The following is a 23,481-nucleotide window of genomic DNA, read 5'->3' as shown; positions in this document are numbered from 1 at the left end:
ACGGTAGTGAAGTCTGGTTTCCCTGTGAAGACTTGGGGACGAAGTCGACGTGAACGGATGGGCCGGGCGGAAATCGCCGCGGCTCAGAAGCCGGTCAGAAGCCGATCAGGAGCCCCGCCCAGAGGGCCACCGTCGAGGCCGCGAGCGTGGCAGGGACGGTCAGCACGCCGAGGCGCGTGAAGGTCCCCAACTCCGCGTCCGTGCCGTGGTCGTGCAGGATGCGGCGCCACAGCAGCGTGGCGAGCGAGCCGACGTACGTCAGGTTCGGGCCGATGTTCACGCCGATCAGCGCGGCGAGGACGGGGCCGGGCCCGGCGGGGGCGACGGCGGGAAGCAGCGCGAGGATCGCCGGCAGGTTGTTGATCAGGTTGGCGAGCACGGCGGCGACGGCCGCCACGGCGAGCAGCGCGGGCAGCGAAGCGCCGTCCGGCAGGAGCCACTCGATCCCGGAGCCGAGGCCGTTGTCGACGACCGCCTTGACGACGATGCCGAGCGCGAGCACGAACAGGCAGAACAGCGGGCTCGCGGAGCGGACGATGCGGGTGGCGGTCGTCCGTTTGCGCAGCAGCTCACGGACCGCGAGCACCGCCGCACCGGCCAGGGCGGCCCACAGGGGTTCGAGACCCGCGAGCGAGGTCACGACGAACCCGGCGAGCGTGAGGCCGAGGACGACCAGGGTGAAGACCGGCACGGGGGTCGGCTCGGTCTCCTTGGGCTCAAGGGCGCCCGCGGCCAGATCGGCGGCGAAGTACCGCCGGAAGGCCACGTACTCGATCCCGATCGCGACGAGCCAGGGCAAGGCCATGAGCATCGCGAACCGGGTGAAGGTCAGTCCGCTCGCGGTGAGGGCGAGGAGGTTGGTGAGGTTGGAGACGGGCAGCAGGAGCGACGCCGAGTTGGCCAGGTGGGCGGTGGCGTAGACATGCGGCCGCGGCCTGGCGCCGACGCGGGCGGCGGTGGCGAAGACGACCGGCGTGAGCAGCACGACGGTGGCGTCGAGACTCAGCACGGCGGTGACCGCGGCGGCGACACCGAAGACGCCGCCGAGCAGCGCCTTGGTCCGCCCGCCGCACAGCCGGGCGACGAGATCCCCCGCGGCGGCGAAGAGCCCGTCGTCGGCGCAGAGTTGGGCGAGCACGAGCACGGCGGCGAGGAACCCCACGACCGGCAGCAGGCTCTGGACCTCCGCGAGCGCGTGCTGCGGCGAGACGGCCCCGAGTGCCACGACGATCCCGGCGGCGGGCAGCGCGGCGGCGGCCTCGGGCCACTGCTTGGGCCGTATGACGGCGAACGCGAGCACTGCGAGCAGCAGGCCCACGGAGAGGATCTCGGCGGCGACGGTGTTCAGGGGAGGCTCCGTGGCCCGGGTGGGGCGGTGGTTCGGCGGGACGGACGCTGCCCAGCGTAAGTGGCCACCCAGCCGGTCACTCCGGGGCAATCGGGTGAGTGGGCGGGAAGGAATCCGGCGCGCGGCGGTTCAGGCACGCGCAGGGCGGCGCACCCGCGAGAGGTGCGCCGCCCTGGATCCCGTACGAGCCGGAGGGGCTAGCCCTCCACGCCCAGCTTCTCCAGGATCAGTTCCTTGACGCGGGCCGCGTCGGCCTGACCCCTGGTCGCCTTCATGACCGCGCCGACCAGCGCACCGGCCGCCGCGACCTTGCCACTGCGGATCTTGTCCGCGATGGCGGGGTTGCCTGCGATCGCCTCGTCCACGGCGGTCGTCAGCGCGCCCTCGTCCGAGACCACCTTCAGACCGCGCTTCTCGACGACCTCGTCCGGCGTGCCTTCGCCGGCCAGGACGCCCTCGAAGACCTGGCGGGCCAGCTTGTCGTTCAGGTCGCCCTTGGCGACGAGCTCGGCGACCCGGGCGACCTGCACCGGGGTGACCGGCAGCTCGTCCAGGGCCTTGCCCGTCTCGTTGGCGTTACGGGCCATCTCGCCCATCCACCACTTGCGCGCGGCGGCCGAATCGGCGCCCGCCTCGATGGTGGCGACGATCGGGTCGACCGCACCGGCGTTCAGGATCGACTGCATGTCGTGCTCCGAGACGCCCCACTCCTCGCGGAGGCGGTTGCGGCGCACGCGCGGCATCTCGGGGAGGCCCGCACGCAGCTCCTCGACCCACGTACGGGCCGGGGCCACCGGGACGAGGTCGGGCTCCGGGAAGTACCGGTAGTCCTCGGCGTTGTCCTTGATGCGGCCCGACGTCGTGGAGCCGTCCTCCTCGTGGAAGTGACGGGTCTCCTGGATGATCGTGCCGCCCGAGTTCAGCACCGCGGCATGGCGCTGGATCTCGAAGCGCGCCGCACGCTCCACGGAACGGAGCGAGTTGACGTTCTTCGTCTCCGAACGCGTACCGAACTCCTCGCGCCCGTGCGGACGCAGGGAGAGGTTCACGTCGCAGCGCATCTGGCCCTTGTCCATGCGGGCCTCGGAGACGTCGAGCGCCTTGATGACCTCGCGCAGCTCGGCGACGTACGCCTTGGCGACCTCGGGGGCCCGCTCGCCCGCGCCCTCGATCGGCTTGGTGACGATCTCGATGAGCGGGATGCCCGCGCGGTTGTAGTCCAGGAGCGAGTGCGAGGCGCCGTGGATACGGCCCGTCGCGCCACCGACGTGCGTGGACTTGCCGGTGTCCTCCTCCATGTGGGCGCGCTCGATCTCCACGCGGAAGACCTCGCCGTCCTCCAGCTGGACGTCCAGATAGCCGTTGAAGGCGATCGGCTCGTCGTACTGGGAGGTCTGGAAGTTCTTCGGCATGTCCGGATAGAAGTAGTTCTTCCGGGCGAAGCGGCACCACTCGGCGATCTCGCAGTTCAGCGCGAGACCGATCTTGATGGCGGACTCGACGCCGATCTCGTTGACGACCGGCAGCGCGCCGGGCAGGCCGAGACAGGTCGGGCAGGTCTGGCTGTTGGCGTCCTGCTTGAGCTCGGTGGAGCAGCCGCAGAACATCTTCGTCTTGGTGCCCAGCTCGACATGGACCTCAAGGCCCATGACGGGGTCGTACGTCGCGAGGGCATCCTCGTACGACACCAGGTCAGTCGTGACAGTCACGGTGAAACTTTCCCTCTCAACCCAGCAGGACGTCGTCGTCGCCGAGCTTCTTCAGCTCGCGATAGAGCAGAGCAAGACCGGTGACGATGGCGGCGGCGGAGACAGCGGCATCGATGAGCCGGAGCGTGTCGTTGTCCTTGCGGGCCGTGCGGGCCTGCTTGACGACGGAGACCGCGCCGAAGGCGGTCGTGGCGATCGACAGGTACGCGCCGGGCTTGGACTTCTTGAAGCCCTTGGCCTTGGCAGTCATGGGACTCACAGTGACGGTGCCTCCTCTAGCAGCGGGTGACCCCACCTTTCCACGAAGGCGGCCTCTACGGCAGCGCCGACCTTGTAAAGCCGGTCGTCCTTCATGGCCGGGGCGATGATCTGCAGCCCGACGGGCAGGCCGTCCTCCGGCGCGAGGCCGCAGGGCAGCGACATGGCGGCGTTGCCCGCCATGTTCGACGGGATGGTGCACACGTCCGCGAGGTACATCGCCATCGGGTCGTCGGCGCGCTCGCCGATCGGGAAGGCGGTGGTGGGCGTCGCGGGCGAGACGATGACGTCGACCTGCTCGAAGGCCTTCTCGAAGTCCTTCGTGATCAGGGTGCGGACCTTCTGGGCGCTTCCGTAGTACGCGTCGTAGTAGCCGGAGCTCAGGGCGTACGTGCCCAGGATGACGCGGCGCTTGACCTCGTCGCCGAAGCCCGCCTCGCGGGTCAGCGCGGTGACGTCCTCGGCGGACCTCGTGCCGTCGTCACCGACGCGCAGGCCGTAGCGCATGGCGTCGAAGCGGGCCAGGTTGGACGAGCACTCGCTCGGCGCGATCAGGTAGTACGCGGAGAGCGCCAGGTCGAAGGACGGGCAGTCCAGCTCGACGATCTCGGCGCCGAGCTCCTTGAGCAGCGCCACGGACTCCTGGAAGCGCTGGACGACACCGGCCTGGTAGCCCTCGCCCGCGAACTGCTTGACGACACCGACGCGCATGCCCTGTACGGAGCCGTTGCGCGCGGCCTCGACGACCGAGGGGACCGGGGCGTCGATGGACGTCGAGTCGAGCTCGTCGTGCCCGGCGATGACCTCGTGCAGCAGGGCCGCGTCGAGGACCGTACGGGCGCAGGGGCCGCCCTGGTCCAGGGAGGACGAGAACGCCACCATGCCGTAGCGCGAGACGCCGCCGTAGGTGGGCTTGACGCCGACCGTGCCGGTGACGGCCGCGGGCTGGCGGATGGAGCCGCCGGTGTCCGTGCCGATGGCGAGGGGGGCCTCGTACGACGCGAGCGCGGCGCTGGAGCCGCCGCCCGAACCGCCGGGGATGCGGGTGAGGTCCCACGGGTTGCCGGTGGGGCCGTACGCGCTGTTCTCGGTGGAGGACCCCATGGCGAACTCGTCCATGTTGGTCTTGCCGAGGATGACGACGCCGGCTTCCTTCAGCTTGCGCGTGACGGTCGCGTCGTACGGCGGGATCCAGCCTTCGAGGATCTTGGAACCGACCGTGGTCGGAACGCCCTCGGTGGTGAAGATGTCCTTGAGCGCGAGCGGCACGCCGGCCAGCGGGCCGAGCTTCTCGCCCTTCTCGCGCTTGGCGTCGATGGCGCGGGCCTGCGCGAGGGCGCCCTCACGGTCGACGTGCAGGAAGGCGTGCACCTTCTCGTCGACGGCCTCGATGCGGGCGAGGTGGGCCTCGGTGACCTCGACGGCCGTGAGCTCGCCGGAGGCGATCTTGGAGGCGATCTCGGCGGCGGTGAGCCTGATGATGTCGATCTTGCTGTCCGTCATGGTGGGTTAGTCCTCCCCCAGGATCTGCGGCACCTTGAAACGCTGCTGCTCTTGGGCCGGGGCTCCGGAGAGCGCCTGCTCGGGGGTGAGCGACGGACGGACCTCGTCCGCGCGCATGACGTTCGTCAGCGGCAGCGGGTGGGAGGTCGGCGGTACGTCTTGGTCGGCGACCTCGGAGACGCGGGCGACCGCGCCGATGATGTCGTCGAGCTGTCCGGCGAAGTGGTCGAGCTCTTCTGCCTTCAGCTCCAGACGTGCAAGGCGGGCGAGGTGGGCGACCTCCTCGCGCGTAATGCCAGGCATGCGGCGATCCTCTGGGGGTGAGTGTGTGGTTTGTGGCCCAATCCTATGGGGCCGCACCCCGTGCACGTGAAACGGATTCCCTTGGCAGGGGTCCCGGCGGTTCCCCGCGGGGTCCCCGACGCGCCGGGCCGCCTCTTCACGCCCGGCGGCGGGACGCCGCCCGCCGCCTGCTCGATCGCCCCGCGGCTACTTCACGATGTCGGCCCCGGTCTCGGCCTCCGCCGCGGCCGCCGCCTCCTCGGCGGCGACGTCCACCGGCCTGCGCCAGCCGCGCGAGCCCCGTGCCCGCAGCCAGGCGGTCGTCTCGTCCGGCGGCATCGCCGCGGCGACGAGCCACCCCTGCACGGCGTCGCACCCCAGATCGCGCAACCGCTCCCACGTCTCGTCGTCCTCGACGCCTTCGGCGACGACGAGCAGTCCCAGGGAGTGCGCGAGGTCGACGGTGCAGCGGACGATCTCCGCGTCTTCGTTGTCGATGGCCAGTCGCGCCACGAACGAGCGGTCGATCTTCAGCTCGCTGACCGGCAGCCGCCGCAGGTGCACCAGGGACGAGTACCCGGTGCCGAAGTCGTCGAGCGACATCTTGACCCCATGGCCGGTCAGACCGGCCAGCGTGTCCGCGGCTCGCTGCGGGTCCTCAAGAAGGACGTGTTCCGTTATCTCCAGTTGGAGCGCTCCCGCGGGCACCCCGTGCCGGGCGAGGCGTGCGGCGACCGCTCCGGCGAAGCCGGGGGTGTGCACGTCGCGCGGCGAGACGTTCACCGCGACGGGGACCTTGAGACCCATCGCCTGCCACTTCGCGACCTGGCCGAGCGCCGTCTCCAGGACGTACTCCGTCAGGTGCGGCATGAGCCCGGACGACTCCGCTATGGCGATGAACTCGTCCGGCGGCACCTTCCCGCGCTCGGGATGCACCCACCGCACCAGCGCCTCGAGCCCCGCGACGCGACCGTCGAACTGGACCTTCGGCTGGTAGTGGAGCTCGACGTCACCCGCGTCGAGCGCACGGCGCAGATCGCCCAACAGGCCGAGCCGGTCTGGGGTGTTGGAGTCGCGCTTGGACTCGTACACCTCGACGCCCGTGCGGTCCCGCTTGGCCTGGTACATCGCGACGTCCGCGCGGCGCAGCAGGCCCTCCGCGTCCATCGCGTGGTCCGGGAAGACGGCGAGCCCGGCGCTGGCCTCCAGGACCAGCGTCAGGCCGTCGAGATCGAGGGGCGAGCCCAGTGCCGCGACGAGCGACCGGGCCACGCGGGTGGCCGACGTCGTGGAGTCGGCGACCGGCAGCAGGACGGCGAACTCGTCACCGCCGAGCCGCGCGGCCTCCGCACCGCGTGGCAGGGCGAGGCGCAGCCGGTCGGCGATCTGCAGCAGCAGGCGGTCGCCCGCGAGGTGGCCAAGGGTGTCGTTCACCGAACGGAAGCGGTCCATGTCGATCAGCATCAGGGCGGAGCGCGCCCCGATCCGCTCGGCGTCGTCCAGGGCCGTCCAGGTCCGTTCGAGGAGCCACTGCCGGTTGGGCAGGCCGGTGAGCGGGTCACGCAGCTGCTCCTCGGCCCTGGCCCGCGCGATCCACAGCGTCGAGTCGAGGGCGACGAGCGGGATCGCGAAGAGCGGGAGCAGGATGGGCGTCGAGGCCGCGACCACGCAGATCAGCGGGGCGATGCCGAGCAGCGCGACGCCGACCAGGCCCTGTCTGACCAGGGCGGTGCGGGTGACCGTGGGCAGGGCGCCGGTGCGCGGCGCGTGGACGTACCAGAGCAGGACGCGGGTGACGACGAGATAGGCGATCGCGGCGAGCGCCACCTCGGGGGCCGAGTACAGGTCCCAGGTCTCGGGGAGCCAGGGCGACTGCACCGACGGTGCCGTGCCGAAGGCGGCCATGGCGAGCGCGCCCGCGCCGATGCCGAGGATGTCGACGGCGCCGTGCAGGATGCCCTGGCGCCAGCGGTGACGGCGCGCGATGCCGACCAGGACGACGACGGTGAGGCTGACCATTCCGGCGGGCACCCAGCCGTACAGCAGGAGCACGGCGACGGTGAGCGCGCCGCCCGAGCCGGTGCCGCCCCACCAGCGGTCGCGGCCGAGTGCGACGAGGTGGCCGACGATCAGGCCCGTGAGGACGGCGAGGGACCAGCCGACCGTGCCGGAGGGAAAGAGCGTGCCGCGTCCGGTGAACGCGTGGAAGAAGCCCGTGCCGAGCACCACGGCGGCGACGGCCACGACGGCAACCGGAAGCACCGGCCAGGGGTCGCGCTCGCCGGACGGGTCGTCCGGGCCGTGCGCCTCGGAGCCGCGCCAGAGCGTCCTGCGCCGTCCGTCGGCGCCGGACGTGGCGGAGCAGGGCCCCGCCGCGTCCCTGCCGCCCGAGGCCTCGCCCACGTCGAGTTCCTGTGTGCCGTACCCGCCGACGGTGCTCCAGGCCCGTTCGCGTCGCTCAACTGCGGTGCTCGGGACGGCGGGGCGCCTGCTCTCGGCTTCGCGCGCCTCCCGTGCCGCTCTGCGTTCGCCGAACCACGCGCCCGGTCCGCGCCGCAGGCGCGCACGCAGCCGGGAGTCCGGTGCGGCGCTCTCGGTCGGTTCCATTCCCGTCCCTCTCACAGCCGGCGGTGCCCACGCCACGCGGACTCGGTCCAGAAGTCAGCCGCGTCTGAAACTCCTTCCCTTGCTCCCGATGAGCAGGGGATACCCCAATCGCAGCGGGGCACGGCAGGCGCACACCTCAACAGTAGGCCGCAGAAGGCTTCTACGGGCAGCGGTCCACTACGGTTGCCCGAATGCGACCCGGCCACCCGTATGCCTCTGGTATGCGCTGAACGGGTGGCCTTCAACCGCTACTCCTCGGTCGGAAGCGCGACTTCCGTCGCCGCGTCCGGTCCCTGTTCCAGCAGGACGGCGAAGCCTTCCTCGTTGAGAACCGGAACCTTCAGCTGCATCGCCTTGTCGTACTTCGAGCCGGGATTGTCGCCCACGACCACGAATGCTGTCTTCTTCGAAACGGAACCGGTGACCTTTGCTCCCCGGCTCTGCAACGCATCTTTTGCGCCATCCCGCGTGTGCTTCTCCAGCGTTCCGGTCACGACGACGGTGAGGCCTTCGAGCGGTCGCGGCCCCTCGTCCTCTCCCCCGCCCTCTTCCTCCATGCGGACCCCGGCCGCGCGCCACTTGCGCAGGATCTCCCGGTGCCAGTCCTCCTCGAACCACTGCTTCAGGGAGGCGGCGATGGTCGGGCCCACGCCCTCCACGGCGGCGAGCTCCTCCTCCGTGGCCTGCTCGATGCGGTCGATCGACCGGAATTCGCGGGCGAGCGCCTCCGCGGCGACCGGTCCGACATGGCGGATGGACAGGCCCGTGATGATCCGGGCGAGCGGGCGCTCCTTGGCCGCCGCGATGTTCTCCAGCATCGAGAGGGCGTTCTTCCTGGCCTCGCCCTGCTGGTTGGCGAAGACCGTGGCGATCTTCTCCTCGCCCGTCTTGGGGTCCCGCTTGGGCAGACCGCTGTCCTGATCCAGTACGTACGCCTTGATGGGCAGGAGGCGCTCGATGGTCAGGTCGAAGATGTCGCCCTCGTCCAGGATCGGCGGCTCGGACGGCTCCAGGGGCTTGGTGAGCGCGGCGGCTGCCACATAGCCGAAGTTCTCGATGTCCAGGCTCTTGCGGCCCGCGAGGTAGAAGAGCCGCTCGCGCAACTGGGCGGGGCAGGACTGGGCGTTGGGGCAGCGGAGGTCGATGTCGGCCTCCTTCATCGCCCGCAGCGGCGTCCCGCACTCGGGGCACTCGGCGGGCATCACGAACTCCCGCTCGGTACCGTCGCGCAGGTCGACGACGGGGCCGAGGATCTCCGGGATGACGTCGCCCGCCTTGCGCAGGACGACCGTGTCCCCGATGAAGACGCCCTTCTTCTTCACCACGTCCTGGTTGTGCAGGGTGGCGAACTCGACCTCGGATCCCGCGACGGTCACGGGCTCCACCTGGGCGTACGGCGTGACGCGGCCGGTGCGGCCGACGCCCACGCGGATGTTCACCAGCTTGGTGTTGACCTCCTCGGGGGCGTACTTCCAGGCGATCGCCCAGCGCGGGGCCCGCGACGTCGAGCCGAGGCGGCCCTGGAGCGGGATCTCGTCCAGCTTCACGACGACGCCGTCGATCTCGTGCGCCACGGAGTGGCGGTTCTCGCCGAAGTACGTGATGAACTCCCGCACGCCGTCGAGCCCTTGGACTACCTTGTTGTGCTGGGCGGTGGGCAGGCCCCAGTCGTGGAGGAGCTCATAGGCGTGGCTGAGGCAGTCGATGTCGAAGCCGTCGCGGGCGCCGATGCCGTGCACCACCATGTGCAGCGGGCGCGTCGCGGTGACGCGCGGGTCCTTCTGGCGCAGTGAACCCGCCGCCGCGTTGCGCGGGTTGGCGAAGGGCTTGTCGCCCGCCTCCACCAGGCGGGCGTTCAGCTCCTCGAACTTCTCCATGGGGAAGAAGACCTCGCCGCGGATCTCGACCAGGGCGGGGATGTTGTCGCCCTTGAGGCGGTCCGGGATGTCCGCGATGGTGCGGACGTTCGGCGTGATGTCCTCACCCGTGCGGCCGTCGCCGCGGGTGGCCGCGCGGGTGAGCTTGCCGTCCTCGTACGTGAGGTTCACGGCGAGGCCGTCGACCTTCAGTTCGCACAGGAAGTGGTGGTCGCCGGTGCCGACCTCCTTGGCCACGCGGTCGGCCCAGGCGGCGAGCTCCTCGTCGTCGAAGGCGTTGTCCAGGGAGAGCATGCGCTCGCGGTGCTGGACCGAGGTGAACTCGGTCTCGTACGCCCCGGAGACCTTCTGGGTGGGCGAGTCGGGGGTGCGCAGCTCGGAATACTGCTCCTCCAGGGCCTCGAGCGAACGAAGGAGCTTGTCGAACTCGGCGTCGCTGACGACCGGTTGGTCGTTCACGTAGTACCGGAAGCGGTGCTCCTCGATCTGTTCGGCCAGCTGGGCGTGCTGATCCCGTGCCTCGGCGGGCACAGAGCCTTGCTGTTCGACAGCCACCGTTTCGTCCTCCCGTTACGTCATACCCAATTACTCAGGGTTGTCCGCGAGTGATCTCGCCGCCCTGGCGCAGTGGGCGAGCACCGCGCGCGCGTACGCGGGGGAAGCCCCTGCGAGCCCGCACGACGGGGTGACCACGACCGACTCCGCGAGAGAACCCGGATTCAGCCCCAGCCTGCGCCACAGCGTCCTGACACCCATGACGCTACCGGCAGGGTCTGACAATGGGCCGTCCACGCCCGCCACGACACCGGCGAAGAGCTTCGTACCCCCCTCGACGGCCTCACCGATCGCCTCGTCGTCACGCTCGGTGAGGAGTGAGAAGTCGAACGAGATCGCGTCGGCCCCGGCTCGGCGCAGGAGCGCGAACGGCACGTCGGGCGCGCAGGAGTGCACGACGGCGGGCCCGTCCGCGTGGACGCCGATGACGTCGCGCAGGGTGCTCTCCACGAGCTGCCGGTCCACGGCGCGGTGGGTGCGGTACTCGCTCGCCGTCTTGATGTGTCCGCGCAGGACGGCGACGAGCGAGGGCTCGTCGAGCTGCAGCACGATCTGGGCGCCGGGGATCCTTCGGCGTACGTCGGCGAGGTGGGTACGCAGGCCCTCGGCGAGGGATCCGGCCAGGTCACGGCAGGCGCCGGGGTCGGAGAGCGCGGACTCGCCGTTCCTCAGCTCCAGGGCTGCCGCCAGCGTCCACGGCCCGACGGCCTGCACCTTGACAGGACCTTCGTACCCCTGGGTGAACTCCTCCAGGGCGTCGAGGTCTTCGCCGAGCCACGCCTTCGCGCGGCGCGTGTCCCGTCCGGGCCGGTCGCCGATCCGCCAGCCGCTGGGCTCCACGCGCGCGTAGAGCTCGACCAGCATTCCGGCGGTCCGGCCGATCATGTCGGCGCCCGGCCCCCGCGCGGGCAGCTCCGCCAGGTACGGGAACTCCTCGAAACTGCCGGTGACGGTCTTCGCGGCCTCTCGGGCGTCGCCGCCCGGCATGGACCCGATGCCGGTGGCCGGGCCCCAACTGATGGCGTTCACTGTCCCGGCCGCACCGTCAGGTCGTTGACCTCGGCGTCGCGCGGCAGGTCGATCGCCATCAGGATCGTCGTGGCGACCGACTCCGGGTCGATGAAGCGGGAGGGGTCGTACTCCTTGCCCTCCTGCTGGTGGACCTTGGCCTGCATGGCGCTCGCCGTGCGGCCCGGGTAGACGGAGGTGACGCGGACGCCGTTCGCGTGCTCCTCGGCGCGCAGGGCGTCGGCCAGGGCCTTGAGGCCGTGCTTGGAGGCGGCGTAGGCGGACCAGTCGGCGTGCGCGCTCAGGCCCGCGCCCGAGTTGACGAAGACCACGTGGCCCTGGGCGACGCGGAGTTGGGGCAGGAAGTGCCGGGTCAGCTCGGCGGGGGCGATGAGGTTGACGTTGAGCTGGTGGCGCCAGGACTTGGGGGTGAGGTCACCGACCCGGCCCAGGTCGACCACGCCCGCGATGTGGAGCAGGGAGTCCACCCGGTCGGGCAGCGACTGGTGGCCGAAGGCCCAGGAGAGCTTGTCCGGGTCGGAGAGGTCGCCCACGAGCGTGGCCGACCCGGGGAATTGCGCGGCCAGTTCCTTCGCGCGGCCGGCGTCCCGTGCGTGCAGGACGAGGGCGTCGCCGCGTGCGTGGAGGCGGCGGGCGACGGCCGCGCCGATGCCGGAGCCCGCCCCGGTGATCACATGTGTTGCCATGCGTCCATCGTCGCACCCCGGCAGGCGCAGGTCAGCGCGTACCCATGGCCTCCTCCAGGTAGGCGAGCGCGCCGACCGGCTCCTCGGCGAAGAAGACGAGACCGGTCAGCGGCACCGGCAGGAAGCCCTCGTCCTCCATGCGCTGGAACTGTTCCTTCAAGCCGTCGTAGAAGCCCGCCGAGTTGAGCAGGACCACCGGCTTGGTGTGCTTGCCGTGCTTCTTCAGTTCGAGGATCTCGGTGGCCTCGTCCAGCGTACCCGTGCCGCCGACCATGATCACGACTGCGTCGGACTTCTCCAGGAGCAGCGCCTTGCGCTCGGCGAGGTCGCGCGCGATCACCATCTCGTCGGGCGCGGAGACGTCCCTGGCCTTGGCGGCGAGGAAGTCCACCGAGACGCCGACAAGACGCCCGCCCGCCTCTTCCACTCCGTCCGCGACGACCTTCATGAGGCCGCTCTCCGAACCGCCCCACACCAGGGTGTGGCCGCCCCTGCCGAGCAGCTCGGCGAATTCACGCGCGGGGCGCGTGTAGCGGTCGGGGAGGTCGGCTGCGGAGAGGAAGACACAGATGTTCATGGCTTCACCGTACGATCCGGCACAGACTGGGTGGGACGCGGCCGCTCACGGAAGGAGACCACGGTGACAGCAGGACACAAGATCACCATCGAGCAGGGCACCGAGCACGTACGGGTGGTGCGGGACGGCCAGGTCGTGGCCGAGAGCCGACGCCCGCTGCTGCTGCGCGAGACGGGCTACCCGGTGCGCCACTACCTCCCGCCCGAGGACGTGCGCACCGATCTCCTGACCCCCTCGGACACGACCACGTACTGCCCGTTCAAGGGAACGGCGTCCTACTGGTCGCTGCCCGGCGCCGAGGACGGCAAGGACGCGGTGTGGGGCTACCCCGAGCCCAAGGACGCGGTGGCGCAGATCAAGGACCACTTCTGCTTCTACGCGTACGAGGTGGAAGCGGCCGCATAGCGCGCGGGGCGGACGGAGGGCCTAGGCCGCCGCCGTGGCCCTCTCCGTCGTCGCGATGGTCGCCGACCCCACCACGCGCGTGCCGTCGTACAGCACGATCGCCTGGCCGGGGGCCACGCCCCGGACCGGCTCGGTGAAGGAGACCCGCAGCTCCGAGCCGTCGACCAGCTCCGCGTGCACCGGCGTCTCGCCGCCGTGTGCCCGCAGCTGCGCGGTGTACGTGCCGGGCCCGGAGGGGGCCACTCCGCACCAGCGGGGCTTGATGGCCGTCAGCGCCGTGACGTCCAGGGCGGCGGCCGGGCCGACCGTCACGGTGTTGTTCACCGGGGAGATGTCCAGGACGTAGCGCGGCTTGCCGTCGGGGGCCGGGGTGCCGATCCGCAGGCCCTTGCGCTGGCCGATGGTGTAGCCGAAGGCACCCTCGTGGGTACCCAGCTTGTTGCCGTCGGCGTCGACGATGTCGCCCTCCGCCTTGCCGAGGCGGTCCGCGAGGAAGCCCTGGGTGTCGCCGTCGGCGATGAAGCAGATGTCGTGGCTGTCGGGCTTCTTGGCGACGGCCAGGCCGCGCTCCTCGGCCTCCGCGCGGATCTCCTCCTTGGTGGTGAGCGTGTCACCGAGGGGGAACATCGCGTGGGCGAGCTGGCGGTCGTCGAGGACCCCCAGGACGTACGACTGGTCCTTGGCCATGTCCGAGGCGCGGTGCAGCTCGCGCGTGCCGTCTTCGTTCACGACGACCGTGGCGTAGTGGCCGGTGACGACGGCGTCGAAGCCCAGCGCGAGCGCCTTGTCCAGGAGCGCGGCGAACTTGATCTTCTCGTTGCAGCGGAGGCACGGGTTCGGGGTGCGCCCCGCCTCGTACTCGGCGATGAAGTCGTCGACGACGTCCTCGCGGAACCGCTCGGCCAGGTCCCAGACGTAGAAGGGGATGCCGATGACGTCCGCGGCGCGGCGGGCGTCGCGGGAGTCCTCGATGGTGCAGCAGCCCCGCGCGCCCGTGCGGAAGGACTGCGGGTTCGCCGAGAGTGCCAGGTGCACTCCGGTCACGTCGTGGCCTGCTTCGGCGGCGCGCGCGGCGGCGACGGCGGAGTCCACGCCGCCCGACATGGCGGCGAGTACGCGAAGGGGGCGGGGGCGCTGCGGGGTCCGGTTCTCAGTCATAGCTCTAACAGGGTACGGGCCCGCGGGAACCAGCCGCCCGTGAGTAAGCGTTGACGATCACATGGGGGAAGAACAGGACACGACGGCGGGGCAGGATCGGGGACGCCGGGGCGTCAACCGTCGGACGCTCCTGATCGGCGGCGCCGCGGCGGCCGTCGGCGCGGCCGCGCTCGCATCGGACCAGCTGGGCCGCCTGTGGTGGCGGCTGCCCGGCGTCGTCAAGAAGCGCAAGGAGGGCGAGGTCGACGCCCGGGGCGCCCAGTGGATCGCCGCGTCCGACTACAACTGGCGCCGCGCCGACCGCCCCGACGACTACGGAATCGACATGGTCGTCATCCACGTGGTGCAGGGCGGGTACGCGACGGCGCTGAGGGTGTTCAAGGACCCGGCGCACGGCGCGGCGGCGCACTACGTGGTGCGCAAGGACGGGCACGTCGCCCAGATGATCCGCGAGCTGGACGTGGCGTTCCACGCGGGGAACAAGGGCTACAACGAACGGAGCATCGGCATCGAGCACGAGGGCTTCGTCGACCGGAAGTCCTCGTTCACCGATGCCATGTACGCATCATCGGCGCGCCTCACGGCGGGCATCTGCGAGCGGTACGACATCCCGGTGGACCGCAAGCACATCATCGGGCACGTGGAGGTGCCGGGCACGGACCACACGGATCCGGGACCGCACTGGGACTGGGACCGGTATCTGCGGCTGGTGCGGAAGGCGCGCACCGCGCTCGGGTGAGCCCCGCCGCCGCTAGCGCAGGTGCACCGGCAGCGACTCCACCCCGTACACGATCGACAGCTTGCGGAACGTGAGCTCCTCGGGGTCGACCGCGAGCCGCATCCCCGGGAAGCGCTTCACCAGGGCCGGGTAGGCGGCGCGCAGCTCCATGCGGGCCAGTTCGGCGCCGATGCAGCGGTGGATGCCGTAGCCGAAGGCGAGGTGGCCCGAGGCCTTGCGGTGCGGGTCGAAGCCGCCGCCGTCGGGGGTGTACTTGGCGTCGCGGTTGCCGCCGCTGAGGGAGCAAAGGACCAGGTCGCCCTTGGGGATGAGGACCCCGGCTATCTCGATGTCCTCGCGGGCGAAGCGCGGGAAGGCCACCTGTACGACGGTGAGGTAGCGCAGGGCCTCCTCGACGAAGGTGGCGGCCGCCGATTCGTCGTCCCGCAGCCGTGCGGCGGTCCGCGGGTCCTGCAGGAGCAGCAGGGAGCCGAGGGCCACCATGCTCGCGGTGGTCTCGAAGCCGCCGGTGAGGATGCCGTCGGCGAGACCGGCGAGCTCCTCGTCGTCGACCGTGTCGCCGTGCTCCTTCACGATCATGCCGAGCAGCCCGTCGCCCGGGTTCTCGCGCTGCTTCTTGACGACGTCCCGGAAGTACGAGAGCGAGGCGGATATCGCCCCGAAGGGCGCGGTCGCCCCGCCGAAGAGGTCGAAGCGCTCCATGGCCAGCTGCTGGAAGTCGTGGCGGTCCTCGTACGGCACGCCGAGCAGCTCGCAGATCGTCAGCGACGGGATCGGCAGCGCGAAGGCCTCGACGAGGTCGACGGGCCCTTCGGCGGCCTCCATCGCGTCGAGCCGCTCCTCGACGATGGCCTCGATCCGGGGCGTGAGGCGGCGCAGCCTGCGCATCGTGAACTCGGGCGTGAGGATGCGGCGCAGATGCGTGTGGACCGGGGGGTCGCTGAAGCCGAGGCCGCCGGGGTTGTGGTCCTCGACCACGCCCGCGTTGCCCGCGAGGTTCGTGAAGTCGTTGCTGAAGCCGTTCGTGGCGCCGAGGACGGCCTTCACCTCGTCGTAGCCGGTGACCACCCAGGCGTCCATGCCGAACGGCAGCGGCACCTTCGAGATCGGCTGCTCCGCCTGGTGCTCGGTGAGCCGGGCCACCGGGTCGAGACCGTCGCGGCGCATCGGGGCCAGCAGGGGCTCGGGCAGCCGCGAGATCGCGGACGCGCTGATCCCGTTCTTCTGGATCCTGGAGAGATAGATGCGCCCGATCCGCGCGGCGATGCGAGAGCGGAGGTTCGCCTTCAATGTGAACTCCATGAGGGGGTTGTCGTGCAGCCCCGAAGAGGGGGGTTGTCGTGCAGCCCCGAACGCGCGGAGCGGACTCGCGAGCGGCAAGCATAGATCGGCGGACTGTGGGCGCCGTATCCCGCTCCTGTGCCTGTCCGCCCGATAGCGGCCGAAACCGGCATCAACTCCGGGCGGGATCAGCCGAGTCGTGCGTCACCCTCGTCACGTGTCATCCCGAACCGGGACCAAACCGGCGCTGGAGGGGGCCGGAACTCAGGCCCGAGGGGGCCGGACTCAGGCCGGAGGGGCCGGACTCAGGCCGGAGGGGGCCGGGCTCAGCTCAGCCCCGCCGTGCGCGCCCGTTCCACCGCCGGGCCGATCGCCTGGGCCACCGCCGCCACGTCCGCCTTCGTCGAGGTGTGCCCGAGGGAGAAGCGGAGCGTGCCGCGGGCCAGGTCGGGGGCGGTCCCGGTGGCGAGCAGGACGTGGCTCGGCTGGGCCACGCCCGCCGTGCACGCCGAGCCGGTGGAGCACTCGATGCCCTGGGCGTCGAGCAGCAGCAGAAGGGAGTCCCCCTCGCAGCCGGGGAAGGTGAAGTGCGCGTTCGCGGGCAGGCGGCCGACCGGGTCTCCCCCCAGGATCGCGCCGGGGACCGCCTCGCGCACGGCGGTGACCAGCTCGTCCCGCAGCGCGCCGATCTCGCGGGCGAACCACTCGCGCTGCCCGGCGGCGTGCCGCCCCGCCACCGCGAACGCGGCGATCGCGGGCACGTCGAGCGTCCCGGAGCGCACATGACGCTCCTGCCCGCCGCCGTGCAGGACGGGCACGGGGCTGTACTCGCGGCCCAGGAGCAGCGCCCCGATGCCGTACGGACCGCCGATCTTGTGTCCGGACACGGTCATCGCGGCGAGGCCCGACGCGCCGAAGTCGACGGGCACCTGACCGAAGGCCTGCACCGCGTCGGCGTGCAGCGGGATGTCGAACTCCCCTGCCACGTCGGCGAGTTCACGGATCGGCTGGAGGGTGCCGATCTCGTTGTTGGCCCACATGACGGTGGCGAGGGCGACGTCGTCGGGGTTGCGCTCGATCGCCTCGCGCAGCGCTTGGGGATGCACGCGGCCGTACGTGTCGACGGGGAGGTACTCGACGGTGGCGCCCTCGTGCTCGCCGAGCCAGTGCACGGCGTCGAGGACGGCGTGGTGCTCGACGGGGCTGGCCAGGACCCGGGTGCGCGCGGGGTCGGCGTCGCGCCGCGCCCAGTACAGGCCCTTCACGGCGAGGTTGTCGGCCTCGGTGCCGCCCGCGGTGAAGACGGTCTCGCTGGGGCGCGCGCCGAGCGACTCGGCGAGCGTCTCGCGGGCCTCCTCGACGGTGCGTCTCGCCCGGCGGCCCGCGGCATGCAATGAGGACGCGTTGCCGGTGACGGCGAGCTGGGCGGTCATCGCCGCGATCGCCTCCGGGAGCATCGGAGTGGTCGCTGCGTGGTCGAGGTAGGCCATGGTGGGCACGATTCTACGAGCCTCGCGGGGCCCCGCGTCCAAGCGGTGTCAGCCCGCGAGACCCCACGACACGGTGTTGTCCATGGACATCAGCACGGCGAGGACGACGAGATCGGCCACACCGAGCCCGAGTCCGAGGAGCGCGCGGCCCTTTCGGCTGGTCCCGCGCACGAGCGCGATGCCCGCGAGGACGATCGCGATCGGGCCGAGGAAGAGGTTGAGGACGAGCAGTCCGAGCAGGCCGAGGACGAACGAGGCGACGGCCATGCCGTCGGTGTCACGCCGGCCGGTGGGGACGGGGGCGGGGGCAGGGGTGGGGGCGGAAGCCGTGGTCGGCTTGCGGGTGAGGGTGGTGAGTTCCATGGTGCGACTCCTTGCAGGTGCCGTACGGATCAGTGGTGACGCGCAGCGGGGTGGTGGCGCGCCCAGGACCGGCGAGACGCTCAGGACCGGCGGCGCGTGTGCCGCTCGCGGACCGCGAACACCATGAGCCAGACGCCGATGACGACGGCGGCGACGAGGGTGACGGGGAGCGGCGCGTGGGCCACGGAGCCCAGTGCCACACCGAGCAGCAGGAGAGCGGCGACGAGGAACAGCATGGGATGCCTCTCGTTGAGTATTCGGTGAACGCTTGTGGTAACAACTGTTCACTGACTCTGGAGTCTACCGCCTCTCCGGCTTCCCAATCTCGGAGAACAGTTGTTAACTGCATGGCATGAGTCACACTCTCGGCATCCGGCAGGCCCAGAAGCAGAAGACCCGGCAGGCACTCCTGGACGCGGCGCTCCAGCTGCTGGAGGAGCAGAGCCTGAGCAGCCTGGGCCTGCGCGAGGTCACCCGCGCCGTGGGCGTGGCCCCCACCGCCTTCTACCGCCACTTCCGCGACATGGCCGACCTGGGCGTGGCCCTGGTCGAGGAGGCGCTGAGCAGCCTGCACACCACGCTCGTCGCGCTCCTGGCGGCGACCGGCGACAGCGAGGGCGACGACGAGGGCGAGGAACGCATCGCGGCCACGGTCGAGTTGATCGTCGCCTATGTGCGCACCCACCCCGCGCACGTCCGCTTCATCGCCCGCGAGCAGCACGGCGGAGTCCAGGCCGTGCGCACCGCGATAGGCGATCAACTCACCTTGTTCGCACGGGAGGTGAAGGACCAGTTCGCCCGGGAGCCCGAGTCGGCGGGCTGGGACGAGGACGACCTCCTCATGCTGGCCAGGATGTACGTCGACCACATGGTGATGACCGCGTCCGCGCTCCTGGAGGCGTCGCCCGACACCGAGGAGCGGGTGGCGGCCAGTGCCCGTCGGCAGCTGCGCCTGGTGTCGCTCGGCCGGCGCCACTGGCTGGACGCGCGGTGACCGGGGAAGCGACAGGCACCCCGCGAGCCTCGACTCCCCCGTAAGGAGCTACTAGCCTTACGGTCATGACGACCGACCGCGACTGGACGCTCGACCAGACCTTCGCAGGACCGACCGGTACCGTCCGCTGGACCGCACTGGGCCCAAAGGACGCGCCGCCCGTCGTCCTGGTCCACGGCACGCCCTTCTCGTCGTACGTCTGGCGGGGCGTGGCCCGCGCGCTCTCCCGCGAACACCGGGTGTACGCATGGGACCTGCCCGGCTACGGCACGTCGGAGATGCGCTCCGGGCAGGACGTGACCCTGGCCGCGCAGGCCCGCGTCCTCACCGGACTCCTCGCGCACTGGGGCCTCGACGCACCCGCCGTCGTGGCCCACGACTTCGGCGGCTGCGTCGCCCTGCGCGCCCACCTCCTGCACGGCGCCCGCTATGAACGCCTCGCCGTCGTCGACCCGGTGGCCCTCGCCCCTTGGGGCTCCCCCGCCTACCGCCTGCTCGGCGCGAACGCCGACGTCTTCGCCCAGCTGCCGCCCGCCCTGCACGAGGCACTGGTGCGCGAGTACGTCTCCTCGGCGAGCCACCGCGGACTGCACCCCGCGGTGCTCGACCGCCTGGTCGGGCCCTGGTGCACCCAGGAGGGCAGGCCCGCGTTCTACCGGCAGATCGAGCAGAACGACCAGCGGTTCACCGATGAGATCCAGGGCCGGTACGGGGAGTTGGCGCTGCCCGTCCTCATCTGCTGGGGCACGGACGACACCTGGATCCCGGTCGAGCGCGGCCACGAGCTCGCCGAGCTGATCCCCGGCGCCCGGCTGCGTCTGATCGAGGGCGCGGGACATCTCGTACAGGAGGACGCGCCCGCCGAACTCACCGGCGAGCTCGCCCGCTTCCTGCGTACAGATCGGTGACCGCGGCGGCGGCGCGCTCCAGCTCGGCCCGCACCTCGGGCGGCGAGAGCACCTCCACACTCGCGGCGAACGGAAGCAGCGTGCGGGCGTCACCGACGTCACCGAAACCGAGCCGGACAGTGATCCACTCGCTCTCCCCGTCGTCCTCGGGACGTGCGCTGAGGAACTGACCTTTCAGGCGCAGGAATTGGGCGAACCGGTCGCGCGAGACCCGCGCCGTCACGTCGACACCGACCGGACGGTCCTCGACCTGACGCTTCAGCACCCGCCAGACGTCGGCGAGTTCGACACCTGGCCTGCGCTGCACGGGCAGGTCCGTGAGGGTCGCCGCCCGCACCCGGTCGGCGCGGAAGAGCTGGGGGGCGCCGCGCCGGTCGGCGACCAGGTACCAGACGCCCGCCTTGGAGACGAGGCCGTAGGGATCCACCATGTACGTGCGCGGCTCCGCGTCGCCGCTGTGCCGGTAGCGCAGCCGCAGCCGCCGGTCGGAGAAGACGGCGTCCTGCAGCACGTCGAGGTCTGCGGTGACCGGATCCGATCCGCGCGGCCCCGGCATCCAGCGCGCCGCGTCGACGAGGATGCGCCGGCTCGTCAACTCAGCGGCGGGACGGTGCGGTGCGGGCAGGGCCGCCATGACCTTGCGCAGCGCCGAGCCGATCGCGTCCCCGAGTCCGAGCGCGGCGTGCGCGCCCTGGGCGGCCAGGATGAACAGCGCCCGCGACTCGTCCGCCGTGAGCCCCGTGACGTCGGTGCGGAACCCGGGCAGGAGCGCGATGCCCCCGTGCCGCCCGCGCTCGGCGTACACCGGGACGCCGGAGGCGGAGAGCGCCTCGATGTCGCGGTAGATGGTGCGTACGGAGACTTCGAGACGGTCGGCGAGTTCATGGGCGGGGACCTGCCCGCGGGTCTGGAGCAGCAGCAGGATCGAGAGCAGCCGATCGGATTTCACGCAGCCAAGGATGACGGACGACGCCGTCGACGGCTGTCAGGTGGCGCCGGGAAGGGGGACCTGTCGGCTCTTCCGGGGGCCTGCCTATGATTCAGGCGTGTTCGATTCCCGGCACATCAGGTCATTCCATGAAGTGGTCCGCACCGGTTCCTACTCCGCCGCCGCCCGCTCGCTCGGCTATACGCAGCCGGCGATCACCCAGCAGATGAAGGCGCTCGAACGGTCCGTCGGCACGGTCCTGTTCACCCGCGTCGGCCGCAGGATGCGGCTGACCGAGGCGGGCGAGGCGCTGTCCCGGCACGCGGGGATCATCCTCGGGAACATCAACGCCGCCGAGCAGCAGATGAACGCCATCACGGGCCTGCGCACCGGACGCGTCCGCATCTGCGCCTTCCCCAGCGCCAATGCCACCCTCATCCCCGAGGCACTGGCCGGGCTCGCGAGGAGTCATCCCGGTGTGCGCGTCGAACTCCAGGAGAACGAACCGCCCGAGTCGCTCCAGCGCCTGGTGGACGGCGACTGCGACATCACGCTGGCCTTCCACTACCCCGGCCTGCACGAGGACGTGCCGGACGAGGTGGTGGAGATCCCGCTGATGGAGGACCAGTTGACGGTCCTCATGCCGGCCCGCCACCCGCTCGCCAGGCGCCGCTCCGTCCGGCTCGTCGACCTCGCTGACGAGCGCTGGATCGCGGGCTGCCTGCGCTGCCGCGCCAACTTCCTGCACGAATGCGCCGAGCAGGGCTTCACGCCGGACATCGCCTTCACCACGGACGACAACCTCGTCATCCAGAGCCTGGTCGCCGAGGGGCTCGGCATAGCGATGATGCCGGGGCTCGTCCTCAACTTCCTGCGCCACCGGGAGGTGACGGGCCGGGCCCTCGATCCGGCGTCGCGGCGGCAGGTCTCGGCGTACGCGCTCCGGGAACACCTGCGGATCCCCGCGACGGCGCTGGTCCTCCAGGAATTGAAGGCGGTCGCGGCGAACCGGGTGGGCTGCTGAGGCGCCGGAGCGCCCGGCCGCGCCTCGAACACCCCGATCCATAAGCAGAAGTTGGGGCGAGGCTTAGAAACTGTCGTTGGACGTGATGGAAGAGCGGCAGGACGCTGCTTGTATGAGCGCCTCCACCACCGCGTACCGCGCAGCCCGCACCACCGGGCGCCTGAACGACCTCGTCGCCGGCGTCCGCGAGGCCGTCGGCCGTGGCCTGCCGCCGGATCTGACCGCGTACCTCGTCGGCGAGCGGCTCGCGCCCCACCTGGGCGCGGCCGACCTGCTCACCGACGAGCAGTGCGAGGGCGACGACGAGCGCTACCGCCAGCACCTGCTGCACGCCGAGCGCGACGGCAGCTTCTCGGTGGTCGGCCTGGTCTGGCTGCCGGGCCAGCACACGCCGGTCCACGACCACGTCTCCTGGTGCGTCACCGGCGTCCACGAGGGCGCGGAGCACGAGCGGCGCTACCGCCTCGTCCCTGCCTCCTCCGGCGCCCCGGCGCGGCTCGTCGCCACGGAGGACCTGGTCAACGGGCAGGGCACGGTGTGCGGCTTCGCGCCGCCCGGCGACATCCACCGGGTCTGGAACGCCGGTACGGAGCGGGCCATCTCGCTCCACGTCTACGGCGCGGACATCTCCCGCCTGGGCACCAGCGTGCGCCGGGTGTACGAGCTGCCGGCCGACCGCTGATGGCGCTGCTCGGGCAGCGGCCGCGCGCCGCCGCCATCACGCCTCCCCGCACCGGCGGCCCCCTGCCGGGACTCGCTCTCGCGGCCCTCGGTGTCGCGGCGGCCTGGGCGACGCATGCGCTGCTGCCCGCCGTCCCGATGCTGACGGCGGCGGTGGTGCTCGGCCTCGCGGCGGCGCACCTCCCGGGTGTGCGCGCTGTCGTACGCGGCCGGGGCAGGGCGGGCCTCTCCCTCGCCGGAAAGCGGCTGATGCGGCTCGGCATCGTCCTGCTCGGCCTGAAGCTGAGCCTGGACGACGTCCTTGGCCTCGGCTGGGCGACGGTGGCGATGGTGCTCGGAGTGGTCGCGGCGACGTTCTTCGGCACGTGGTGGCTGGGCCGCCGCCTCGGCCTGCCCGGCGACCAGCCGCTCCTGATCGCCACCGGCTACTCGATCTGCGGTGCGTCCGCGATCGGCGCGGTCAGCGAGGTGACCGAGAGCGAGGAGCGGGACGCGGCGGTCTCGGTGGCGCTCGTGACGCTCTGCGGGACGCTCGCCATCGCCGTACTGCCGCTGCTGCAGGGGCCGTTGGGGCTGAGCGACGCGGAGTTCGGGCGGTGGGCCGGTGCGAGCGTGCACGACGTGGGGCAGGTGGTGGCCACCGCGCAGACCGCGGGGGCGGGGGCCCTGGGCGACGCGGTCCTGGTGAAACTGATGCGGGTGGCGGTGCTCGCGCCGCTGGTGGCGGCGGTGGGGCTCTCCCTGCGGGCGCGGTCCGCCGCGCGCGGGGCGGGGGCTGGCGCGGGGAATCGGAGGCCGCCGGTGCTGCCGCTGTTCGTGGCGGGGTTCCTCGGGATGGTCGCGGTACGGAGCACCGGCTGGGTGCCGGGATCCGTCCTGGACCTGGCGGGCCACGTCCAGGAACTCCTCCTCGCGGCAGCCCTGTTCGGGCTGGGCGCCGCGGTGGATCTGCCCTCGCTCACCCGAACGGGCGGGCGCGTTGCGGCACTTGGGCTCTCCGCGTGGGTGGTGGTGGCGGGGGTTTCCTACGCGGGGGTCGTCCTCACGGCCTGACCGGGGCAGGAAGCCCTGACCGGGGA

At 71.5% G+C, this 23,481-nt stretch carries 23 protein-coding genes; 7 read left to right on the top strand and 16 right to left on the bottom strand.

Annotation, left to right across the window (positions count from 1 at the left end; genetic code table 11):
* Nucleotides 1-94: 94 nt before the first annotated feature.
* From AC07AG_RS15485 to AC07AG_RS15440, 10 genes are all read right to left on the bottom strand, one after another.
* Nucleotides 95-1,348, bottom strand: a complete 1,254-nt coding sequence (locus AC07AG_RS15485) for an SLC13 family permease (RefSeq protein WP_478755590.1) — start codon at nucleotides 1,346-1,348, stop codon at nucleotides 95-97.
* Between the two features lie 197 nt (nucleotides 1,349-1,545).
* Complete coding sequence (gene gatB / locus AC07AG_RS15480; RefSeq protein WP_478755409.1) at nucleotides 1,546-3,057, bottom strand: Asp-tRNA(Asn)/Glu-tRNA(Gln) amidotransferase subunit GatB; 1,512 nt, start codon at nucleotides 3,055-3,057, stop codon at nucleotides 1,546-1,548.
* 16 nt (nucleotides 3,058-3,073) lie between these two features.
* Complete coding sequence (locus tag AC07AG_RS15475; RefSeq protein ID WP_478755407.1) at nucleotides 3,074-3,307, bottom strand: hypothetical protein; 234 nt, start codon at nucleotides 3,305-3,307, stop codon at nucleotides 3,074-3,076.
* A gap of 5 nt (nucleotides 3,308-3,312) precedes the next feature.
* Entirely contained in the window at nucleotides 3,313-4,818 is a 1,506-nt protein-coding gene (gene gatA, locus AC07AG_RS15470) for an Asp-tRNA(Asn)/Glu-tRNA(Gln) amidotransferase subunit GatA (RefSeq protein WP_478755405.1), read from the bottom strand.
* Nucleotides 4,819-4,824: 6 nt separating this feature from the next.
* Nucleotides 4,825-5,121, bottom strand: a complete 297-nt coding sequence (gene gatC / locus AC07AG_RS15465; protein ID WP_010984178.1) for an Asp-tRNA(Asn)/Glu-tRNA(Gln) amidotransferase subunit GatC — start codon at nucleotides 5,119-5,121, stop codon at nucleotides 4,825-4,827.
* 186 nt (nucleotides 5,122-5,307) lie between these two features.
* Complete coding sequence (locus AC07AG_RS15460) at nucleotides 5,308-7,707, bottom strand: putative bifunctional diguanylate cyclase/phosphodiesterase (protein WP_478755403.1); 2,400 nt, start codon at nucleotides 7,705-7,707, stop codon at nucleotides 5,308-5,310.
* A gap of 248 nt (nucleotides 7,708-7,955) precedes the next feature.
* Nucleotides 7,956-10,139, bottom strand: coding sequence for an NAD-dependent DNA ligase LigA (gene ligA / locus AC07AG_RS15455; RefSeq protein WP_478755402.1), 2,184 nt, complete (start codon nucleotides 10,137-10,139; stop codon nucleotides 7,956-7,958).
* Between the two features lie 30 nt (nucleotides 10,140-10,169).
* Nucleotides 10,170-11,168 (bottom strand): methionine synthase, encoded by a 999-nt coding sequence (locus AC07AG_RS15450; RefSeq protein WP_478755400.1) that lies wholly within the window; start codon nucleotides 11,166-11,168, stop codon nucleotides 10,170-10,172.
* Nucleotides 11,165-11,854, bottom strand: a complete 690-nt coding sequence (locus tag AC07AG_RS15445) for an SDR family oxidoreductase (protein WP_478755398.1) — start codon at nucleotides 11,852-11,854, stop codon at nucleotides 11,165-11,167. Before AC07AG_RS15445 ends, AC07AG_RS15450 begins: the two co-directional genes overlap by 4 nt.
* 31 nt (nucleotides 11,855-11,885) lie before the next feature.
* Nucleotides 11,886-12,431: an LOG family protein gene (locus AC07AG_RS15440; RefSeq protein WP_478755396.1), complete on the bottom strand. Its 546-nt coding sequence runs from the start codon at nucleotides 12,429-12,431 to the stop codon at nucleotides 11,886-11,888.
* Between the two features lie 63 nt (nucleotides 12,432-12,494).
* On the opposite strand from AC07AG_RS15440, the gene AC07AG_RS15435 reads away from it, so the two are divergent.
* The gene (locus tag AC07AG_RS15435; RefSeq protein ID WP_478755395.1) at nucleotides 12,495-12,836 is read left to right on the top strand and encodes a DUF427 domain-containing protein; all 342 of its coding nucleotides are present in this window, start codon (nucleotides 12,495-12,497) and stop codon (nucleotides 12,834-12,836) included.
* A 21-nt stretch (nucleotides 12,837-12,857) separates the two neighbouring features.
* Here the strand turns inward: AC07AG_RS15435 and mnmA are convergent, their stop codons facing one another.
* Nucleotides 12,858-13,994: a tRNA 2-thiouridine(34) synthase MnmA gene (gene mnmA, locus AC07AG_RS15430; protein WP_478755394.1), complete on the bottom strand. Its 1,137-nt coding sequence runs from the start codon at nucleotides 13,992-13,994 to the stop codon at nucleotides 12,858-12,860.
* Between the two features lie 61 nt (nucleotides 13,995-14,055).
* Here mnmA and AC07AG_RS15425 point away from each other — a divergent pair, with 61 nt between their 5' ends.
* On the top strand, nucleotides 14,056-14,733 hold the full coding sequence (locus AC07AG_RS15425) for an N-acetylmuramoyl-L-alanine amidase (RefSeq protein ID WP_478755392.1): 678 nt from the start codon (nucleotides 14,056-14,058) through the stop codon (nucleotides 14,731-14,733).
* A 12-nt stretch (nucleotides 14,734-14,745) separates the two neighbouring features.
* On the opposite strand, the gene AC07AG_RS15420 is transcribed toward AC07AG_RS15425, so the two are convergent.
* The 4 genes from AC07AG_RS15420 to AC07AG_RS15405 all read right to left on the bottom strand — a co-directional run bounded on the left by AC07AG_RS15420 (nucleotide 14,746) and on the right by AC07AG_RS15405 (nucleotide 18,103).
* Nucleotides 14,746-16,035, bottom strand: coding sequence for a cytochrome P450 (locus AC07AG_RS15420; protein WP_478755390.1), 1,290 nt, complete (start codon nucleotides 16,033-16,035; stop codon nucleotides 14,746-14,748).
* A gap of 305 nt (nucleotides 16,036-16,340) precedes the next feature.
* Entirely contained in the window at nucleotides 16,341-17,504 is a 1,164-nt protein-coding gene (locus tag AC07AG_RS15415; RefSeq protein WP_478755388.1) for a cysteine desulfurase family protein, read from the bottom strand.
* Between the two features lie 48 nt (nucleotides 17,505-17,552).
* Nucleotides 17,553-17,867, bottom strand: coding sequence for a DUF4190 domain-containing protein (locus AC07AG_RS15410; RefSeq protein WP_478755386.1), 315 nt, complete (start codon nucleotides 17,865-17,867; stop codon nucleotides 17,553-17,555).
* An 80-nt stretch (nucleotides 17,868-17,947) separates the two neighbouring features.
* Entirely contained in the window at nucleotides 17,948-18,103 is a 156-nt protein-coding gene (locus AC07AG_RS15405; RefSeq protein ID WP_478755384.1) for a hypothetical protein, read from the bottom strand.
* A 116-nt stretch (nucleotides 18,104-18,219) separates the two neighbouring features.
* On the opposite strand from AC07AG_RS15405, the gene AC07AG_RS15400 reads away from it, so the two are divergent.
* Together AC07AG_RS15400 and AC07AG_RS15395 are read left to right on the top strand one after the other, a co-directional pair.
* A complete protein-coding gene (locus AC07AG_RS15400) occupies nucleotides 18,220-18,861 on the top strand; it encodes a TetR family transcriptional regulator (protein WP_478755383.1) in 642 nt (213 codons plus the stop codon).
* Nucleotides 18,862-18,926: 65 nt separating this feature from the next.
* Entirely contained in the window at nucleotides 18,927-19,769 is an 843-nt protein-coding gene (locus tag AC07AG_RS15395; RefSeq protein WP_478755381.1) for an alpha/beta fold hydrolase, read from the top strand.
* On the opposite strand, the gene AC07AG_RS15390 is transcribed toward AC07AG_RS15395, so the two are convergent.
* Nucleotides 19,729-20,718 carry a helix-turn-helix transcriptional regulator gene (locus AC07AG_RS15390; protein WP_478755379.1) on the bottom strand — a complete coding sequence of 330 codons (990 nt, stop codon included), beginning with the start codon at nucleotides 20,716-20,718 and terminating at the stop codon, nucleotides 19,729-19,731. The genes AC07AG_RS15395 and AC07AG_RS15390 overlap by 41 nt on opposite strands.
* Before the next feature lie 97 nt (nucleotides 20,719-20,815).
* Between AC07AG_RS15390 and AC07AG_RS15385 the strand changes: the two genes are divergently transcribed.
* From AC07AG_RS15385 to AC07AG_RS15375, 3 genes are all read left to right on the top strand, one after another.
* Nucleotides 20,816-21,721 (top strand): LysR family transcriptional regulator, encoded by a 906-nt coding sequence (locus tag AC07AG_RS15385; RefSeq protein WP_478755377.1) that lies wholly within the window; start codon nucleotides 20,816-20,818, stop codon nucleotides 21,719-21,721.
* 112 nt (nucleotides 21,722-21,833) lie between these two features.
* Nucleotides 21,834-22,403 (top strand): cysteine dioxygenase family protein, encoded by a 570-nt coding sequence (locus tag AC07AG_RS15380; RefSeq protein ID WP_478755376.1) that lies wholly within the window; start codon nucleotides 21,834-21,836, stop codon nucleotides 22,401-22,403.
* Nucleotides 22,403-23,455, top strand: a complete 1,053-nt coding sequence (locus AC07AG_RS15375) for a YeiH family protein (protein WP_478755374.1) — start codon at nucleotides 22,403-22,405, stop codon at nucleotides 23,453-23,455. Before AC07AG_RS15380 ends, AC07AG_RS15375 begins: the two co-directional genes overlap by 1 nt.
* The last annotated feature ends 26 nt before the right edge of the window (nucleotides 23,456-23,481 follow it).

The sequence above is a fragment of the Streptomyces sp. NPDC044044 genome (assembly GCF_056434405.1).
This window is presented reverse-complemented; position numbering and strand designations above follow the sequence as displayed.

Coding starts and splice junctions, on each gene's coding strand:
- AC07AG_RS15475 (WP_478755407.1), bottom strand. CDS start 3,307: ATGACTGCCAAGGCCAAGGGCTTCAAGAAGTCCAAGCCCGGCGCGTAC.
- gatA (WP_478755405.1), bottom strand. CDS start 4,818: ATGACGGACAGCAAGATCGACATCATCAGGCTCACCGCCGCCGAGATC.
- gatC (WP_010984178.1), bottom strand. CDS start 5,121: ATGCCTGGCATTACGCGCGAGGAGGTCGCCCACCTCGCCCGCCTTGCA.
- AC07AG_RS15460 (WP_478755403.1), bottom strand. CDS start 7,707: ATGGAACCGACCGAGAGCGCCGCACCGGACTCCCGGCTGCGTGCGCGC.
- AC07AG_RS15445 (WP_478755398.1), bottom strand. CDS start 11,854: ATGGCAACACATGTGATCACCGGGGCGGGCTCCGGCATCGGCGCGGCC.
- AC07AG_RS15440 (WP_478755396.1), bottom strand. CDS start 12,431: ATGAACATCTGTGTCTTCCTCTCCGCAGCCGACCTCCCCGACCGCTAC.
- mnmA (WP_478755394.1), bottom strand. CDS start 13,994: ATGACTGAGAACCGGACCCCGCAGCGCCCCCGCCCCCTTCGCGTACTC.
- AC07AG_RS15425 (WP_478755392.1), top strand. CDS start 14,056: ATGGGGGAAGAACAGGACACGACGGCGGGGCAGGATCGGGGACGCCGG.
- AC07AG_RS15420 (WP_478755390.1), bottom strand. CDS start 16,035: ATGGAGTTCACATTGAAGGCGAACCTCCGCTCTCGCATCGCCGCGCGG.
- AC07AG_RS15415 (WP_478755388.1), bottom strand. CDS start 17,504: ATGGCCTACCTCGACCACGCAGCGACCACTCCGATGCTCCCGGAGGCG.
- AC07AG_RS15410 (WP_478755386.1), bottom strand. CDS start 17,867: ATGGAACTCACCACCCTCACCCGCAAGCCGACCACGGCTTCCGCCCCC.
- AC07AG_RS15405 (WP_478755384.1), bottom strand. CDS start 18,103: ATGCTGTTCCTCGTCGCCGCTCTCCTGCTGCTCGGTGTGGCACTGGGC.
- AC07AG_RS15400 (WP_478755383.1), top strand. CDS start 18,220: ATGAGTCACACTCTCGGCATCCGGCAGGCCCAGAAGCAGAAGACCCGG.
- AC07AG_RS15395 (WP_478755381.1), top strand. CDS start 18,927: ATGACGACCGACCGCGACTGGACGCTCGACCAGACCTTCGCAGGACCG.
- AC07AG_RS15380 (WP_478755376.1), top strand. CDS start 21,834: ATGAGCGCCTCCACCACCGCGTACCGCGCAGCCCGCACCACCGGGCGC.
- AC07AG_RS15375 (WP_478755374.1), top strand. CDS start 22,403: ATGGCGCTGCTCGGGCAGCGGCCGCGCGCCGCCGCCATCACGCCTCCC.